The organism is Vibrio misgurnus, assembly GCF_029635775.1.
Classification (GTDB): domain Bacteria; phylum Pseudomonadota; class Gammaproteobacteria; order Enterobacterales; family Vibrionaceae; genus Vibrio; species Vibrio chanodichtyis.
This window is the reverse complement of sequence record NZ_CP113242.1, coordinates 262,063-279,283: the sequence shown is the minus strand read 5'-3', so window position 1 is coordinate 279,283 and position 17,221 is coordinate 262,063. Positions and strand designations below refer to the sequence as shown.

Here is a 17,221-nt window from a genome sequence, read left to right as displayed (position 1 = left end):
GTACCAATCGCATTGAGTCTCGAGCGTTATTGGATACGAGAATGATGAGTTGGCCAGGTTATAGCATGACCAAACTGGCGGTGCCGAGGAAAGCGAAAAAGCCAACCACGTCGGTAACGGTAGTTAGGATCACCGAGCCTGCCAATGCAGGGTCAAGTTTGAACTTATCCAAAATGATTGGGATCAGTACCCCAAACAGTGCGGCGGTGGTAATGTTGACCACAATCGCCAGAGCAATGGTCGCGCCGATCAGTGGTTGCTGGAACCAAAGTGCCGCGATAGCGCCGATAATCACTGCCCATACCACGCCATTAATTGAGCCAATCCCCAACTCATTTTTTAGTAAAGCGAATCGGTTACCGACCGAGATCTGATTGAGTGCCATTGCTCGTACCATTAAGGTTAAGGTTTGGCTACCGGCAATTCCGCCCATCGAGGCGACAATCGGCATCAGAACCGCAAGAGCGACTACTTGAGAGATCACATCTTCAAATAAGCCAATCGTGATCGAGGCAAGAATCGCTGTCAGCAGATTAATCCCAAGCCAAACTCCGCGCTTTTTAGAACTTTTGATGACAGGAGCGAACAGGTCATCGCCTTCATCCATACCTGTACCGGCCATCAGGCGAGCTTCATACTGCTCACGTTGCACGCTAAGTGCAAAGCGCCAATCGAGCTCTCCAATTAAGGTATCATCATCACTCAATACTGGAACAATCGGTAACATCGTGTGCTCTAGGGCATCAACCGCATCGGATAATGTTTGCTGCGCATTGAGTGTAATTAACTCTTCCTTGCGTAAGCTATTGAGCTGCGTTGTATTGTCTGCTTGTAATACATCACTAAAGCTGACTAATCCGCGAAATTTTTTATTTTTATTGATCAGATAAATGTATTGCGGCGAGTCGTAGTGGTACTTATCAAGCAGCATTTTTGCGCGCTGCACCGTGAGGCTAAAAGGCAAGGTATACACTTTACGATCCGCCCAATGGCCGATTTCATGATCGGCAAACTCATTGGCTTGATCGTACAGTTCAAGCTCATCACGACTGATCAGGCTTAGCGCTTCACTCACGATCTCATCGGGTAGTGAATCTTCCCATTCGATCAGCGAAAGGTTATCCAACTTCGCGAGGGTAAGTTTCAGCTCAATTTCAGAGAGCGCATTAATGACCGAAAAACGCACCTCGGCACGCATTTCGGTCAGCACATCAATGTGCATTTCCAGTGGTAAACTACGCCATAAGCGCACCCGCTGTTCGACCGGAAATGCTTCTAAAATCAGTGCCAATGAGCCTTGATCTAAGCCATTTTCCAGCATATTGCCGAGTAAATGGGTTTGCTCTGCTTCTTCGGCGGTGGCAAGCTGTTCAATTTGTTGAGATAACTCTTGATATTCGCTCAAATTTACGATCTCTTCGGTAACTGTTTTTTCTCAGTTTTTTTGATGGTTTTTTCAGGAGCCTTACTCATGATAATCACCGGGCGCACAATAAATAAGTTGTTTGGGTAGAGTACGCGATGGCCATCGAGCGTTTCTAATTCAACCGTGAGTAGCGCCATATCGATAATTTTGCCTTCGACAAAATTTGCGCCGTCGACAATGCGGACCCAGCAACCGATCCGACAATGGTTTTGCATAAACAGGATCAAAAAAGCGGTCACGTTGCTCAGCAGTGACCAACCGGCAAACAAACCAACCCCAAGCAAGGCAAACAGTGAGGAGCCGACCACTAATAAGCCACGTAACTCAATGCCCCACAAAATTAACCCAGTAAATAAAATCACCAGAAACAGCAAGGTACGGATCAGCCAGCGCGCCCGTTTTAAGCGATGGATATCGACTCGACCGGTGATCATATCTTCGAAAATGCGCAAGGTGATCCGTGAGATATGCGGATACAACAGGATGATCAGCCCGGTCATCATCCATTTATAGTGGGTTTGCAGCAAAACGAGGTATTCCATTGCGTCGCTCACTCCTGTCGTTAAATTACCTGAATGGGATTGTATGTAATTACCAATAATAGCCAAGCGGAAATCACTAACAATAGAATGAGTTGCTGCAATAACCAGCACTATTTTCTCTCATCCGTCAATTTCTCGCGATCCGCGGTGCATTATTATCCCTTATTGCTTGATTTTCCCCCGTGTCAACGGCTCGCGGATCGATTGGCGATCTCGGGTTATGCTTGGTGATATTTACGCTAAGCTGAAAGTCGGCCATCAAGTGAATCGCACAATATTGGTTTTTATGCCATAACTAACAGTTGTCTTAACGATAAATTATTATCATTAGACACTCACTGGCTTTTCACCGATAAAGCGCGTGACGTTTAGGCTGTCAGGTGTGATTTCAACCGATGAAATCATGGTAACCTTCTCTACTTTGTGAGATACGATGTGGAACAACCATCCAAATTAGACCGCGTTCGCGCTGACTACAATGTGCATTACTGGAGCCAAGGTTTTTTTGGCATTGACGATCAAGGTGAAGTGTATGTTTCGCCGCGAAATGACAAAGCTCATCAAACGCAATTAAGCTCAATTGTTAAACAGCTCGAAGCGCGTGATTTAAATTTGCCTGTGCTTGTACGCTTTCCGCAGATCCTGCATCAACGCGTGCACAATATTTGTGACGCTTTCAATCAGGCGATTGAAGAGTACGACTACCCGAATAAATATCTGCTGGTTTATCCGATCAAAGTTAACCAACAGCGCGAGGTCGTCGATGAAATTCTTGCCAGTCAGGCCGAATTAGAACATAAACAACTAGGCTTGGAAGCGGGCAGTAAACCAGAACTTCTCGCCGTGTTGGCAATGGCTCAGCAAGCCAGTTCCGTCATCGTTTGTAATGGTTATAAAGACCGAGAGTACATTCGTTTGGCACTGATTGGTGAAAAACTGGGGCATAAAGTTTTTATCGTACTGGAAAAACTGTCAGAGCTGGATTTAGTGCTCAAAGAGGCGAAAAGTCTTGGCGTGAAACCGCGTTTGGGGCTGCGCATTCGTTTGGCTTCACAAGGTGCCGGTAAATGGCAATCGAGTGGTGGTGAAAAATCTAAGTTCGGTCTAGCCGCATCGCAAGTATTAACCGTGATTAACCGTCTGAAGGCGGAAAATCAACTGGAAGCCTTGCAGCTGGTACATTTCCACTTAGGTTCGCAAATGGCGAATATTCGTGATGTGCGTAATGGCGTGAATGAAGCCGTACGCTTCTATTGTGAACTGCGAGAGTTGGGCGCGCACATTGAGTTTTTCGATGTGGGTGGTGGTTTAGCGGTGGACTACGATGGTACGCGCAGCCAGTCGTCTAACTCGATGAACTATGGTTTGCTTGAATACGCGCGTAATATCGTGAGCACGGTCAGCGATGTGTGTAATCTGTACGGTCAACCTCGTCCAGTGATCATTTCTGAATCAGGGCGTTCGATTACCGCTCATCACGCGGTATTGATCACCAATGTTATTGGTACCGAGGCGTATTCACCAGAAAATATTCCCGCCCCCGATGCACAAGCGCCGATGCTGATTAAAAACATGTGGCGTGGTTTTGAAGAAGTACAGCACGGTACCGATGACCGCGCACTGATTGAAATTTATAACGATACCCAAAGCGATCTTTCCGAAGCGCACAGTCAGTTTGCGACTGGGGTACTGAATCTTGAGCATCGCGCATGGGCTGAGCAGTTATCGCTACGTATTTACCATGAACTGCGGCTGAAAATGAGCAACAAAAACCGTTTTCATCGCCCGATCTTAGATGAGCTGCAAGAGCGTTTGGCTGACAAGTTTTTTGTCAATTTCTCGCTGTTCCAATCGCTACCGGATGCCTGGGGGATTGATCAAGTGTTCCCTGTGCTGCCGCTATCTGGTTTGCAAGAGATGGAAGATCGCCGTGCGGTGATGCTCGACATTACTTGCGATTCTGATGGTGCGATTGAGCAGTATGTGGAAGGTCAAGGGATCGAAAGCACTCTGCCAGTACCGAGTTGGAGCAGTGATAAGCCTTATTTGATGGGTTTTTTCCTAGTCGGTGCCTACCAAGAGATTTTGGGCGATATGCACAATCTGTTTGGTGATACTCACAGTGTTGCGGTGAATATTAAGGATAATGGCGATGCTGAAATTGCCTTTATCAATGAAGGCGATACGGTAGAAGATGTGATGCGTTACGTACACATTGATGTGGATAAAATTCGTACCAATTATCGCCAACTGGTTTCCGAACGAGTGGCTGAACCAGAACAGCAGACCGTATTGGCAGAACTTGAATTAGGCCTGAGCGGCTATACTTACTTAGAGGATTTTTAAATGAATGATTTGTTTACAAAAACTGATTATTCACTCTACTCAAACGCCATGACGTTTGTACGCCGTCCTTATGTGCGTAATCCAGTAGATACTAACGCTGATGTTGTCGTACTTGGCGTACCGTTGGATATGGCGACCTCTGGTCGTCCTGGGGCGCGTATGGGGCCAGACGCGATTCGCCGTGCTTCGGTGAATCTCGCGTGGGAAGGTAAGAAGTTTCCTTGGGATTTCAATCTGTTTAATCGTATTAACGTGATTGATGCTGGGGATCTGGTGTTTGATTGTGGTGATGCTGAAGATTTTACTTATCGTTTAGAAGCGGCGACTTGTGAAATTTTGAAAAGTGGCAAAACCATGTTGGCCTTGGGTGGCGATCATTTCATTACTCTGCCTATCTTGCGTGCTTATGCCAAACATTATGGCGAAATGGCGCTGATCCATTTCGATGCACATACCGATACCTATTCTAACGGTAGTGCGTATGATCACGGCACCATGTTTTACCATGCACCAAAAGAAGGTTTGATCTCGGCTAAGCACTCGGTACAAGTGGGTATTCGTACTGAATACAAACAAGAAGGTCACGGTTTCAATGTGATCAATGCGATGCAAGCCAATGATATGTCAGTGGAAGAGATTGTGGCGCAGATCCGTCACATTGTTGGTGACAAGCCAGTATATTTGACATTCGATATCGACTGCCTCGATCCGGCTTTCGCTCCGGGTACGGGTACCCCGGTGTGTGGTGGCTTAAGCTCAGATAAGATCCTGAAAATCATCCGTGCATTGAAAGGGATTAATCTGATTGGTATGGATGTGGTTGAAGTTTCACCACCTTACGATCAGAGCGATTTGACTGCGCTAGCGGGGGCAACGATTGCACTAGAGCTCTTGTATGTTTGGGCATCCAACAAAAAAGACGAATAGCCGTTTGGTGTGATTATTCTTCGCATAACCCAATTAAGCCTGACCAATGTCAGGCTTTTTTATCGCGGTACGAGCCAGACTTGATTGGTGTTTAAGCATGTTTGTAACATGATGTAACTTATTGAGCGGCAACTGTAAGAGTTAGTAAAGAGAGGCTGTGTGAAATCTGGAGTTAGTTATACTGCGGGTTTTGTTTTGATGAGAACACCTTATGACTTGCAGCAAGTTTCTGTCCCGATGTTTAATGGCTTGTATGGCATTGGTGCCAACGTTCAGTTTTTCCGCGTTGACCGTGATCCCGGAATTGCCACCGCTGGCAGCCAATGGGTATATTTTGATCGACTTTCATACTGGAAAAGTTCTGGTCGAACATAACGCCCATCAAAAACTCAATCCAGCCAGTCTGACCAAGCTGATGACGGCCTATGTTGCAGGGCAGGAGATGCAGCGTGGCAATATTCAGGCGAGCGATCAAGTTCGCATCAGCAATAACGCATGGGCGAAAAAATTCCCTGACTCTTCAAAGATGTTTATCGAAGTTGGCACTTATGTCAGCTTGATGGATCTATATCGTGGCTTGATTGTACAGTCTGGCAATGATGCCAGCGTGGCGATTGCAGAGCATGTCGCTGGATCACAAGGCGCTTTTGTGAGTTTAATGAACTCATGGGCACAACAGTTAGGCATGCACAATAGCCAGTTTGCCAATCCGCATGGACTGGATAATCCAAATTTATACAGCACACCTTATGATATTGCAGTGCTAAGTCGCGCGATTATTCGTGATTTACCGGATATTTACCCGTTATACAGTGAGCGCTCATTTACCTACAACGGAATTACCCAGCATAACCGTAATGGTTTGCTACGTGACCGCAGTATCAATGTGGATGGTATGAAAACCGGTTATACCAGTGGCGCGGGTTACAGTTTGGCAAGCTCGGCGACGAGTGGAGAAATGCGACTAATTTCGGTCGTGATGGGTTCAAAAAGTGTCAAAATTCGTGAAGCAGAAAGTAAGCAGTTACTCAGCTATGGTTTCCGTTTCTTTGAAACGGTCAGCCCACATCAAATCGATAACGTAGTGCAAAATCAACGCATTTGGTACGGTGAGCAAGATCACGTCGCTCTCGGTAGTGCGGAGACGGTGTACCTCACTTTGCCACGTAATGATGTAAAAAGGTTGAATGCAGTGATTGAATTGGATAATGCGCTCGAAGCCCCAATAGCTAAAGGTGAAGTGGTGGGTTCAATTGTCTATTACATCGATCAAGATAAAGTGGGTGAAGCCAAATTGGTGACGCAGCAAGCCATAGCGCAAGGTGGCATTTTCAAGCGGCTGAGCGATTGGTTTAAGTTACTGTTCTCTAACTGGTTCTAAGCATTAAATCGTCAAGTCCTCACCATAAACTGTGTATTTGATCTCAGTTTGTGGTGAGGGGATTTAACCCATATCCCAAACTCACCTTAGATTGACACTCAGTTGCAAAAACTCTGGCATGCTGTTGGTTACCCACAAGCATGACAAGGATCGAGTAATGGAGTTAAATCAAGAAGATCGTAAAGCATTGTACGATGTCTGGATGATCAAAAAAGCCAAAATGCACATGACTCAGATGGAAATGACCAAACGGCTTGGGGTGAGTCAGGTTGAGTTTTCTGAGCTATTGCGTGGTGATGCACCACTGTCGATGGCTTTTGTCAGCCGATTTTGTCAGCACTTGCACGTTGAACCCCACAATGTACTACCGACCCTCAAACGTAAAGCGCGTGCTGGCGAAAAATGGGTGCATCTGCAAAATCGAGTCACGGTCGATGGCGAGATTAAACGTGTCTATGTTGAGGGTAACCAAGTGATTATTGAATATACCCATCTTGCCAAATAGAGCCGCTTGATTACGCTGCCACTCTGTTCAGAACCCTCTCTTTTCTGACCACTACACTATTGTTGCGCCACTCACTCTTTTTTCAAGCACCAAGCTTAAATAGTTAAGTGAGTGTGTTTTAGTTCAAGCGTTATTGTTCTGCGTAGCGATACAGCAACTCGGTGAGTTGCTTTGACCAAGCGAGAGCATTCTCCGGTTGTGTGCTGATCAAGTTTTCTACTGCTGCGCAATGAGTGGCTAAACTCACACTGTGCTCTAAATTGAAGGCCACTGCATAAAAATGCCACATCAACAAGCGAGTCATGCGCTGAATATTCTGGCTGGCTTGATCTGAGCCTTCAAACATGGCCGGTAATTGACCTAGGGCGATGGCGTGCATTTTGACCATCGCATCAATGTGCGCCATTTGTGCTTTTTCTGTACCTTCGAATTCTTCATCATCACAACGATACAATTCAGCTAGTGTCTCTTCGCTGATCAGACGGTGTAATATACGCATACTAAATTCGGTCAACTCTGATTTGTCCATCATGCAAAGGCATTGATAGGTGTAGTCACGCGACATGGTCTTACTCTTTTGGGCTTTCAACAGGAGCGAGCATTGTAAAGAGTTTTTCACTCGCTGCCAGTTAAAGTGTCAATTTTGATAATGGTCCATGCTTGGGCAAGAGCAGATAAGGTTGCGGTCGCCGTACACATTATCCACTCGGTTGACGGTTGGCCAATATTTGCTGGCTTTAGTTTGCGCGGATGGAAAGCAAGCCAGTTCACGCGAGTAAGGGTGATGCCAATCCTCGGCACACAGATCGGCTTGAGTATGTGGTGCATTGACGAGTGGATTGTTGTTAAGCGGCCATTGACCATGTTTCACCTTGTCGATTTCACTACGGATCGCAATCAGTGCATCACAGAAGCGATCCAATTCGGCTAAATCTTCCGACTCGGTTGGTTCAATCATCAGTGTTCCTGCTACAGGAAATGACATCGTTGGCGCATGGAAGCCGTAGTCCATCAATCGTTTAGCAATATCTTCTTCGCTAATACTGGTTTCTTCTTTGAGCGGACGGATATCGATGATGCACTCATGCGCCACTCGACCATTTGCACCACGGTAAAGGATCGGGTAGTGCGGGCGCAGGCGCTCCATCACATAGTTGGCATTCAAAATTGCCAGCTTGGTAGCCTGGGTTAACCCCTCAGCTCCCATCAGCGTAATGTAGGCCCAAGAGATAGGCAGAATCGATGCACTGCCGAGATCGGCGGCAGACACTGCAAAATCAGTGCCTTGTACACCACTTTCAATGTGTCCGGGCAGGAAAGGTGCTAAGTGGGATTTCACACCAATTGGCCCCATACCCGGTCCACCACCACCATGGGGAATGCAGAATGTTTTGTGTAAGTTTAAGTGCGATACGTCGGCACCGATAAAGCCTGGTGAGGTCAGCCCGACTTGTGCATTCATATTGGCACCGTCGAGGTAAACTTGCCCACCGGCAGCATGCACCATGTCACACACTTCACGTACTTGCTGTTCATACACGCCGTGGGTTGAAGGGTAGGTGATCATGATGCTGGCCAGATGGTCGCGATGCAGTTCAATCTTGTCTGCTAGGTCCGCTAAATCAATATTGCCATTTTTATCACATTTTACCACCACGACTTGCATCGACAACATGGCCGCGGTGGCGGGGTTGGTGCCATGCGCGGAGCTGGGGATCAGGCAAACATTACGCTGACTCTCACCACGGCTTTGGTGATAACGAGCAATAGCAAGTAGACCGGCATACTCACCACCTGCACCAGAGTTGGGTTGCAGTGAAAAAGCATCATAACCCGTGATTGCACACAGTTTTTGTTTCAGATCTTCCGCCAATGCGGCATAGCCGGCAGCTTGTGCTTTGGGTACAAACGGATGCAGAGCACTCAATTCAGGCCAAGTGACAGGGATCATTTCCGCCGTGGCATTGAGCTTCATGGTGCAACTACCCAGCGGGATCATGCCGTGCGTGAGAGAAAAATCTTTGTTTTCCAGATGCTTCATATAACGCAGCATCTGAGTTTCACTGTGGTGGCTGTTAAACACTGGATGAGTCAAAAACGCGCTTTGGCGGCGGCAACACTCTGGAATCGCTGCGAGCTCATTACCAGCGATGTGCTTTGACAGCGTATCGATCTCTTGTTTAATACCGAAGATGGCAAATAGTGCTGCAATATCGGCCACGGTCGTGGTTTCATCCAAGCTTACCCCAAGCTGATTAGGTAGCCTACGCAGGTTGATATCCGCTTGTTGTGCCGCTTGATATAGGCTAGCGGTTTTTGCACCAGTATTGATGGTGAGGGTATCGAAAAAGTGTGCATGGGCAAGTTCGTAACCGGCTTTGGTTAAGCCTGCGGCAAGTATCGCACTGAAATGGTGGGTGCGACGGGCAATGGTGCGCAGGCCTTGTGGGCCATGGTACACCGCATAAAATGCAGCCATATTGGCCAGCAGTGCTTGCGCGGTACAAATGTTTGAAGTGGCTTTTTCGCGGCGGATATGCTGCTCACGAGTTTGCATTGCCATGCGCAGTGCTGGTTTGCCTTGTGCATCGATCGAAACACCGATCACCCGTCCCGGCATGGTACGCTTATAGCTATCACGAGTGGCCATGAACGCAGCGTGTGGACCGCCATATCCCATTGGTACACCAAAACGCTGGGCAGAACCAATCACCACATCTGCGCCCATTTCACCTACAGGTTTGAGCAGTACACTGGCGAGCAAATCGGTCGCGACGCTGACTAAGGTTTGCTGGGCTTGTGCTTTGGCGATGATGTCTTTCAGGTCACGCACTTCACCGGTCGTGCCAGGGTATTGCAGCAGTGCACCAAATGCTGGTTGTTGAGTGATGTTATCAATCGAATCTACTTTTACCTTAAAACCTAGAAATGCGGCGCGGGTTTTCACCACTTCAATGGTTTGTGGGTGTACATCATCGGCCACAAAGAACAGGTTGCTTTTGCTTTTTCCTGCGCGTTGGCACAGTGCCATCGCTTCCGCAGCAGCAGTGGCTTCATCGAGCAGTGATGCGTTAGCAATCTCCATCGCGGTTAAATCCATCACCATCTGCTGGTAATTGAGTAGCGACTCAAGACGACCCTGCGAGATTTCGGGTTGGTAAGGGGTATATGCCGTATACCAGCCCGGATTCTCCAGCACGTTACGTAGAATAACGTTCGGCGTGAAGGTGTTGTAGTAACCTTGGCCAATAAAAGTGCGCTTGATTTGATTAAGTTGAGCGAAGGATTGCAGGCTAGCCAGCATTTGTGCTTCGCTTTGTGCGGGCGCAAGCGCAAGCGGTGCCTTGAGACGGATTTGCGGCGGAATAGTTTGTGCGATAAGTTCATCTAAATGATCAAGCTTGATGGTGTGAAGCATAGCTTGTTGCTGCGATGGGTTCGGCCCATTGTGGCGTGCTATGAACGCATTTTCACCGCTTAAATAGTCCAGTAATTCAGTCATAGTCGGCCACCTCATGGTTTGCTCTGTACGCGAACAATCTTGCTCGTATTGCCACTTACTTGACGTGCAACCTCACTCCTCTGCGTGAGTGACATTGAAGTTTAGGTTCTAGGTATCCAGCGTTACTCTTCCTCAATCGAAGCCAGGTATTCCGCTGCGTCTTTAAGATCGTCCAATTCATCGGGATCGGATAGTTTGACTTTGACGATCCAGCCACCATCGTAAGGTTCTTGATTGATCAGCTCGGGGCTGGTTTGCAGATCTTCATTGACTTCAATCACCACACCTGTGACAGGAGCATAGATGTCTGAAGCGGCTTTGACTGATTCAACCAATGAGAAATTATCCCCCGCGTCTATTTCGCTCTCAATTTCCGGTAACTCGACGAATACTACATCACCGAGCATTTGTTGAGCATGCTCAGAGATGCCGATAGTCACGGTGCCATCACCGTTATCGCGTACCCATTCATGACTGTCGCTAAATTTGAGTGTGTGGTCCATGTTGTACTCTCCAAAAAATGTCTTATTGGTAACAATAGCAGAATGTGAAGCGCTGCAATGATGGGCTAGCTTAATTGCTGATTAGGGAACTTGCCGTGGCTCAGCGATCTCCGCGACCTCTAACATACACGATAAAATGTTGCGTAAGGTGAGGAAAAGCCCATCTAGAGAGATTTATGATAAGCATCATTGAGTGATAATGTTAACTGTGATGATAAGCACGGTTGTGGCAAGGTTAATCCACTACAACGGATTAGATCGGCTTAAAGATTGATCATTGGGCTTGCTTGCCAATCGAATCATTGATCTCGACATCGCGCCTTCAGCGTGGTTTGAGCTTATTTTATGGAGAATCATCATGGATCAACCACATACCTTGCTGACCACGCCGCTACACAAACGACATCTTGAGGCGGGAGCAAAAATGGTGCCTTTTGCGGGCTACGATATGCCGGTGCAATATGCGCTTGGGGTAAAAAAAGAGCATCTCCACACGCGTGCCGCTGTCGGTTTATTTGATGTTTCTCATATGGGGCAATTGCGTCTTTATGGTGATCACGCGGCTGCGGCTTTAGAAACTTTAGTTCCGGTTGACATTATTGATTTGCCGGTTGGTAAGCAGCGCTACGCCTTCTTTACCAATCCGCAAGGTGGGATATTGGATGATTTGATGGTGGCCAACATGGGAGACCATCTGTTTATGGTAGTGAATGCGGCCTGTAAAGCGCAAGATATTACTCATCTACAAGCTCATCTACCGATAGACGTAGAGTTAGAAGTGTTGGAAGATCGCGCTCTGCTCGCTCTGCAAGGCCCATTAGCTGCGCAAGTGCTTGCGCGGCTGCAGCCAGCGGTGACGTATATGCACTTTATGGACATTCAATGGCTTGAGATTGATGGGGCAGAATGTATCGTGAGTCGCAGTGGTTACACTGGTGAAGATGGCTACGAAATCTCAGTCGCTGCTGATCAAGCAGTTGCACTGGCGGATAAATTGACCAGTTTTGCTGAAGTAGAGTGGATTGGTCTGGGCGCGCGCGATTCACTGCGTTTGGAGTGTGGTTTGTGTCTGTATGGACACGATCTCGATCCAACCACCACGCCAGTCGAAGCCAGTTTGTTGTGGGCGATTCAGCCGATTCGCCGAAAAGGTGGCGCGCGGCAAGGTGGCTTTCCCGGTGCCGAGATTATTCTCAACCAAATTGAAACTAAGCAAGTCAGCCGTAAACGAGTGGGTTTAGTCGGACAAACCAAAGCGCCAGTACGCGAAGGCACCGAGCTGTTTGATGTACAAGGCAACAAAATTGGTATCGTAACCAGTGGCACGGCTGGCCCAACGGCGGATAAACCAGTTTCAATGGCTTATATAAGCACTGAGTACACCGCCTTAGGCAATCAAGTGTTAGCACAAGTTCGCGGTAAGATGTTACCAATGACGGTCGAAAAAATGCCATTTGTCGCTCAGCATTATTATCGCGGAGCATAATCTACCGGTATTACTCTTATCAAAGAGGGTTGCCTAGTCAAGTAAGAGAAACCTTCTTTTGACTTTTTGTTACCTGAGTTGGCGACTTGGGCTGTCCGAGAAAGCGGTTGTCATTTCAGCATATTGCTTTATCATGCTGCGACGGTCTTAAGCTGGCACATCCGTATTTGTACCAAAATTTGTACCTAATCCTAAAAAATCGTTACGCAATATTTATAATTAATTGAATATAAAGCGTATTTTTTTCAAACAAGTGTTGCTTGGTGTGCAACACCACTGTAAGGATCTTTGATGCCTATTATTACTCTTCCTGACGGCAGTCAGCGTCATTTTGACAACCCAGTATCGACTCTCGAAGTTGCCCAATCTATCGGCCCAGGTCTTGCGAAAGCGACCATTGCCGGGCGTGTGAATGGTGCACGCGTTGATGCTTGCGATTTGATTGAACACGATGCCAGCCTAGAAATCATCACCACCAAAGATGAAGTGGATGGTTTGGAAATCGTGCGCCACTCTTGCGCGCACTTGCTTGGTCATGCGCTGAAGCAACTTTACCCTAACGCGAAAATGGCGATCGGTCCTACCATCGATAGCGGTTTTTACTACGATATCGATCTCGAGCAATCGCTTTCTCAAGAAGATCTGGAGAAAATCGAAGCTCGTATGGTTGAGCTAGCGAAAACCAAATACGCGGTTGTCAAAAAGAAAGTCAGCTGGCAGGAAGCGCGTGATACGTTTGAATCGCGCGGCGAAAGCTACAAGATGGAAATTTTGGATGAAAACGTTGCACGCGACGATCGTCCAGGTCTTTACCATCATGAAGAATACATTGATATGTGCCGTGGTCCACACGTACCGCACATGGGCTTTTGTCAAAACTTTAAATTGCTGAACGTGGCTGGTGCGTACTGGCGCGGCAACAGCGATAACAAAATGCTGCAACGTATTTACGGTACCGCATTTCATGATAAGAAAGCTCTGCAAGCGCATTTAACCCGCCTTGAAGAAGCGGCAAAACGTGATCACCGTAAAATTGGTAAGCAGCTTGACCTGTTCCATATGCAGCAAGAAGCGCCGGGGATGGTGTTCTGGCACCATAACGGCTGGTCTATTTTCCGTGATCTGGAAGTTTTTATTCGTCACAAATTGAACGAATACGATTACCAAGAAGTAAAAGGTCCATTAATGATGGATCGTGTACTTTGGGAGCGTTCTGGTCACTGGGATAAATACGCTGATGCGATGTTTACCACTTCATCAGAAAACCGTGAATACGCGATCAAACCGATGAACTGCCCAGGCCACATCCAGATTTTCAACCAAGGTTTGAAATCCTATCGTGACCTACCACTGCGTATGGCCGAGTTTGGTTCGTGCCATCGTAATGAGCCATCCGGTTCACTCCACGGTATCATGCGTGTGCGTGGCTTTACCCAAGATGATGCGCATATTTTCTGTACCGAAGATCAAATCCAGCAAGAAGTCACTTCTTGCATCAAGATGGTGTATGACACTTACACCACGTTTGGTTTCCAAAATATTGTGGTGAAGCTCTCTACTCGTCCTGAGCAGCGGGTTGGTAGCGATGAAATTTGGGATAAATCAGAACAAGCCCTGATCGATTCTTTGAATGCGATGGCGATCCCATTTGAAATTCAGGAAGGTGAAGGCGCGTTTTACGGCCCGAAAATTGAATTTACACTGTATGACTGTTTGGATCGCGCATGGCAATGTGGTACTGTGCAGCTCGATTTCAATTTACCAACTCGTTTAGGTGCCACATACGTAGGCGAAAGCAATGAACGCCTAGTCCCGGTGATGATCCACCGCGCGATTTTAGGTTCATTGGAGCGTTTTATTGGTATTTTGATTGAAGAGTACGCGGGCTTTTTCCCTACCTGGTTAGCCCCAGAGCAGGTTGTTGTGGTCAATATCACCGACAAACAAGCTGACTATGCGCATGAAGTAGTACAAAAGCTACAAAAATGTGGCATTCGAGCAAAAGCGGACTTGAGAAATGAGAAGATAGGCTTTAAAATCCGCGAACACACTTTGAAGCGTGTACCGTACATGTTAGTTTGTGGCGACCAAGAGATGGAAGCCGGTGAAATTGCAGTACGTACGCGTAAAGGCAAAGATCTTGGCAAGTTTAAATTGGATCATTTTATTGAACATATCCAAGCTGAGATTGCGAGCCGTAAGCTTAATCTGGAGGAATAAACTATTAAAGGCGGAAGACGTGGCCAAGTTCCGGTCAAGCAAAACCAGCATCGTTTAAACGGTGAAATTCGTGGCGTTCGTGAAGTTCGTTTAACTGGCGCAGACGGTGAGTCTGTAGGTATCGTTTCGATCCAAGAAGCACTAGCTACCGCAGAAGAATCTGGTTTGGATCTCGTTGAGATCAGCCCTAACGCCGAGCCACCAGTCTGTCGTGTGATGGACTATGGCAAGTTCCTCTTTGAGAAGAGCAAGGCTACAAAAGAGCAGAAGAAGAAGCAAAAGCAGATCCAGATTAAGGAACTTAAATTCCGACCTGGGACTGATATCGGAGACTATCAGGTAAAACTACGCAACCTGATCCGTTTCCTTGAAGAAGGCAACAAAGTGAAAGTTACTATTCGCTTCCGTGGCCGAGAGATGGCTCACCAAGACATCGGTGTGGACGTTTTGCATCGACTGAAAGAGGACACTGAAGAATTTGCAGTGGTTGAATCTTTCCCGACCAAAATTGAAGCACGCCAGATGATCATGGTGTTAGCCCCTAAAAAGAAGTAATTAACGGCTTTGCAAGTAATGAACCCAGCCGTTGAAAGGCGGCTGGGTTTTATTCGCCCTAATTACACTGTTATTTAACTACAACAATGCGGAGTTATTCATCATGCCTAAGATGAAAAACAACAAAGGTGCTGCTAAGCGTTTCAAGAAAACTGCTGGTGGTATTAAATTTAAGCACGCTACTAAACGTCACATCCTGACTAAGCGTACTACTAAGAACAAGCGTCAGCTGCGTCCAAATGCTATTTTGCCTAAGTGCGAACTGGCTGCTGTAGCACGTATGCTTCCATACGCTTAATTCTTTTTAGTTTAATATTCGTTTAGTTTAGGAGAGACATAATGCCTCGCGTAAAACGTGGTGTACAAGCTCGTGCACGTCATAAGAAAGTTTTAAAACAAGCTAAAGGTTACTACGGTGCACGTTCACGTGTTTATCGTGTAGCGTTCCAAGCCGTTATTAAAGCTGGTCAATACGCTTACCGTGACCGTCGCGCTAAGAAACGTCAATTCCGTCAACTGTGGATTGCACGTATCAACGCAGCGGCTCGTCAAAATGGCCTATCTTACAGCCGTTTCATCAACGGTCTGAAGAAAGCTTCTATCGAGATCGATCGTAAGATCCTTGCTGATATCGCAGTATTCGACAAAGCAGCATTTGCTGTTCTGGTTGAAAAGGCGAAAGGCGCTCTGTAATAGCGTGTTATTAAGAAAAGGGAGCATTTATGCTCCCTTTTTTTCTATCCAGAATTTAAATATATACCCAGAGCTAATGCTTTAGAGGCGAGATAACGGACTTAATACGCCACTAGCACCTCGATCAAGCACATGGGTATAAATCTGAGTCGTTTTTACATCTGTATGGCCCAGTTGTTCCTGTACGGTACGGATGTCTGCCCCTATCTCTAGCAAATGAGTAGCAAATGAATGCCTGAGTGTGTGGCAGGTTACCGTTTTCTCAATTCCAGCTTCTTGTGCTGATCTACGGACCATCCTTTGTAGTGCTGTTTCATTAATATGATGGCGGCGCATAACATCAGCTTCTGGATCACGCGATAGCTGAAATGATGGAAAAAGATAATGCCAACGGAATTCATAAGGCGCCGCTGGATATTTTTCTTGTAGCGCATGAGGTAGCCAAACACCACCATAATTTTTCTGATGTAAATCTCGGTCATAATAGCGTTTTGCTAATGCTATTTGATCTTTGAGATGTGGATAGAGTTCTTTCGCTAACGTAACTGTACGATTCTTCCCTCCTTTACCTTGCCATACCCGAATTGCTCCATAATCAAAATCGATATCCTGAACCCTTAAACGAATACATTCCATCAGACGCAGACCAGAACCATACAGTAATTTGGTGGGAAGTAGGTACTTGGGATCAATGATTTCAAGTAAACGGCGAATTTCGTCTCGTGTCAGTACAACAGGTAATTTCCTCTCAAGCTGGGAGCGTTGAAAGCGCATTTCAAGAGAAAGTGGCGTTTTGAGAATTTCACGATAAAGAAAGCTTAACGAGTTCAAGGCTAGTGATTGAGTTTTAGTGGCAACTTTTCCCTTTACTGCCAAATGAGTTAAGAATTCCTCCACGTCTTTATCGCCCATTTGGCTAGGATGCTTTTTGTTGTGGAAATAGATGTATCGGGAGATCCAATGCAAATACGCTTCTATCGTTTTCTGGGCATAATGTCGAGTCTGCATGAATTCACGAATACTCAATAAGAACTGAGATTTCATTTTTCCTCACACTTGGAGCTGTTTTTTTATACAGTATCATTACTTGTCTTTATGTCAAGAAGATAAAAATATAATGGCTGTATAGATCCTA

15 protein-coding genes are annotated in these 17,221 nt (G+C 46.5%); 9 read left to right on the top strand and 6 right to left on the bottom strand.

Annotated features, from left to right (window positions below):
* Positions 1–58: 58 nt before the first annotated feature.
* Together OOK74_RS13105 and OOK74_RS13100 are read right to left on the bottom strand one after the other, a co-directional pair.
* Complete coding sequence (locus tag OOK74_RS13105) at positions 59–1,405, bottom strand: magnesium transporter (RefSeq protein ID WP_278183553.1); 1,347 nt, start codon at positions 1,403–1,405, stop codon at positions 59–61.
* A 2-nt stretch (positions 1,406–1,407) separates the two neighbouring features.
* Entirely contained in the window at positions 1,408–1,968 is a 561-nt protein-coding gene (locus OOK74_RS13100) for a mechanosensitive ion channel domain-containing protein (protein WP_166015074.1), read from the bottom strand.
* 435 nt (positions 1,969–2,403) lie between these two features.
* Here OOK74_RS13100 and speA point away from each other — a divergent pair, with 435 nt between their 5' ends.
* The 4 genes from speA to OOK74_RS13080 all read left to right on the top strand — a co-directional run bounded on the left by speA (position 2,404) and on the right by OOK74_RS13080 (position 7,127).
* Positions 2,404–4,314 carry an arginine decarboxylase gene (gene speA / locus OOK74_RS13095; protein ID WP_274723402.1) on the top strand — a complete coding sequence of 637 codons (1,911 nt, stop codon included), beginning with the start codon at positions 2,404–2,406 and terminating at the stop codon, positions 4,312–4,314.
* Positions 4,315–5,241, top strand: coding sequence for an agmatinase (gene speB, locus OOK74_RS13090; protein ID WP_274723403.1), 927 nt, complete (start codon positions 4,315–4,317; stop codon positions 5,239–5,241). It abuts the gene before it with no gap.
* 211 nt (positions 5,242–5,452) lie between these two features.
* Complete coding sequence (locus tag OOK74_RS13085; protein WP_488153806.1) at positions 5,453–6,622, top strand: serine hydrolase; 1,170 nt, start codon at positions 5,453–5,455, stop codon at positions 6,620–6,622.
* A 157-nt stretch (positions 6,623–6,779) separates the two neighbouring features.
* Positions 6,780–7,127, top strand: a complete 348-nt coding sequence (locus OOK74_RS13080) for a helix-turn-helix domain-containing protein (RefSeq protein WP_274723404.1) — start codon at positions 6,780–6,782, stop codon at positions 7,125–7,127.
* Between the two features lie 130 nt (positions 7,128–7,257).
* Here OOK74_RS13080 and OOK74_RS13075 read toward each other — a convergent pair whose 3' ends face one another.
* From OOK74_RS13075 to gcvH, 3 genes are all read right to left on the bottom strand, one after another.
* A complete protein-coding gene (locus OOK74_RS13075; protein WP_274723405.1) occupies positions 7,258–7,692 on the bottom strand; it encodes an exoribonuclease R in 435 nt (144 codons plus the stop codon).
* Between the two features lie 72 nt (positions 7,693–7,764).
* Positions 7,765–10,629 (bottom strand): aminomethyl-transferring glycine dehydrogenase, encoded by a 2,865-nt coding sequence (gene gcvP / locus OOK74_RS13070; RefSeq protein ID WP_278183552.1) that lies wholly within the window; start codon positions 10,627–10,629, stop codon positions 7,765–7,767.
* Positions 10,630–10,751: 122 nt separating this feature from the next.
* On the bottom strand, positions 10,752–11,132 hold the full coding sequence (gcvH, locus tag OOK74_RS13065) for a glycine cleavage system protein GcvH (RefSeq protein ID WP_277207154.1): 381 nt from the start codon (positions 11,130–11,132) through the stop codon (positions 10,752–10,754).
* Between the two features lie 358 nt (positions 11,133–11,490).
* Between gcvH and gcvT the strand changes: the two genes are divergently transcribed.
* From gcvT to rplT, 5 genes are all read left to right on the top strand, one after another.
* Positions 11,491–12,618, top strand: coding sequence for a glycine cleavage system aminomethyltransferase GcvT (gene gcvT, locus OOK74_RS13060; protein WP_430741991.1), 1,128 nt, complete (start codon positions 11,491–11,493; stop codon positions 12,616–12,618).
* Positions 12,619–12,909: 291 nt separating this feature from the next.
* Positions 12,910–14,838 (top strand): threonine--tRNA ligase, encoded by a 1,929-nt coding sequence (thrS, locus tag OOK74_RS13055; protein WP_274723408.1) that lies wholly within the window; start codon positions 12,910–12,912, stop codon positions 14,836–14,838.
* Between the two features lie 3 nt (positions 14,839–14,841).
* On the top strand, positions 14,842–15,393 hold the full coding sequence (gene infC / locus OOK74_RS13050; RefSeq protein ID WP_166015506.1) for a translation initiation factor IF-3: 552 nt from the start codon (positions 14,842–14,844) through the stop codon (positions 15,391–15,393).
* Between the two features lie 103 nt (positions 15,394–15,496).
* Positions 15,497–15,691: a 50S ribosomal protein L35 gene (rpmI, locus tag OOK74_RS13045; RefSeq protein WP_001925732.1), complete on the top strand. Its 195-nt coding sequence runs from the start codon at positions 15,497–15,499 to the stop codon at positions 15,689–15,691.
* 41 nt (positions 15,692–15,732) lie between these two features.
* The gene (rplT, locus tag OOK74_RS13040; RefSeq protein ID WP_001138366.1) at positions 15,733–16,086 is read left to right on the top strand and encodes a 50S ribosomal protein L20; all 354 of its coding nucleotides are present in this window, start codon (positions 15,733–15,735) and stop codon (positions 16,084–16,086) included.
* Between the two features lie 81 nt (positions 16,087–16,167).
* Here rplT and OOK74_RS13035 read toward each other — a convergent pair whose 3' ends face one another.
* Entirely contained in the window at positions 16,168–17,130 is a 963-nt protein-coding gene (locus tag OOK74_RS13035; RefSeq protein WP_274723409.1) for an integron integrase, read from the bottom strand.
* Positions 17,131–17,221 lie beyond the last annotated feature (91 nt).

What these genes read in the sequence shown, in the direction of transcription:
- OOK74_RS13100 (WP_166015074.1), bottom strand. Translation starts at nt 1,968, where the DNA reads ATGGAATACCTCGTTTTGCTGCAAACCCACTATAAATGGATGATGACC.
- speB (WP_274723403.1), top strand. Translation starts at nt 4,315, where the DNA reads ATGAATGATTTGTTTACAAAAACTGATTATTCACTCTACTCAAACGCC.
- OOK74_RS13085 (WP_488153806.1), top strand. Translation starts at nt 5,453, where the DNA reads ATGACTTGCAGCAAGTTTCTGTCCCGATGTTTAATGGCTTGTATGGCA.
- OOK74_RS13080 (WP_274723404.1), top strand. Translation starts at nt 6,780, where the DNA reads ATGGAGTTAAATCAAGAAGATCGTAAAGCATTGTACGATGTCTGGATG.
- OOK74_RS13075 (WP_274723405.1), bottom strand. Translation starts at nt 7,692, where the DNA reads ATGTCGCGTGACTACACCTATCAATGCCTTTGCATGATGGACAAATCA.
- gcvP (WP_278183552.1), bottom strand. Translation starts at nt 10,629, where the DNA reads ATGACTGAATTACTGGACTATTTAAGCGGTGAAAATGCGTTCATAGCA.
- gcvH (WP_277207154.1), bottom strand. Translation starts at nt 11,132, where the DNA reads ATGGACCACACACTCAAATTTAGCGACAGTCATGAATGGGTACGCGAT.
- gcvT (WP_430741991.1), top strand. Translation starts at nt 11,491, where the DNA reads ATGGATCAACCACATACCTTGCTGACCACGCCGCTACACAAACGACAT.
- thrS (WP_274723408.1), top strand. Translation starts at nt 12,910, where the DNA reads ATGCCTATTATTACTCTTCCTGACGGCAGTCAGCGTCATTTTGACAAC.
- rpmI (WP_001925732.1), top strand. Translation starts at nt 15,497, where the DNA reads ATGCCTAAGATGAAAAACAACAAAGGTGCTGCTAAGCGTTTCAAGAAA.
- rplT (WP_001138366.1), top strand. Translation starts at nt 15,733, where the DNA reads ATGCCTCGCGTAAAACGTGGTGTACAAGCTCGTGCACGTCATAAGAAA.
- OOK74_RS13035 (WP_274723409.1), bottom strand. Translation starts at nt 17,130, where the DNA reads ATGAAATCTCAGTTCTTATTGAGTATTCGTGAATTCATGCAGACTCGA.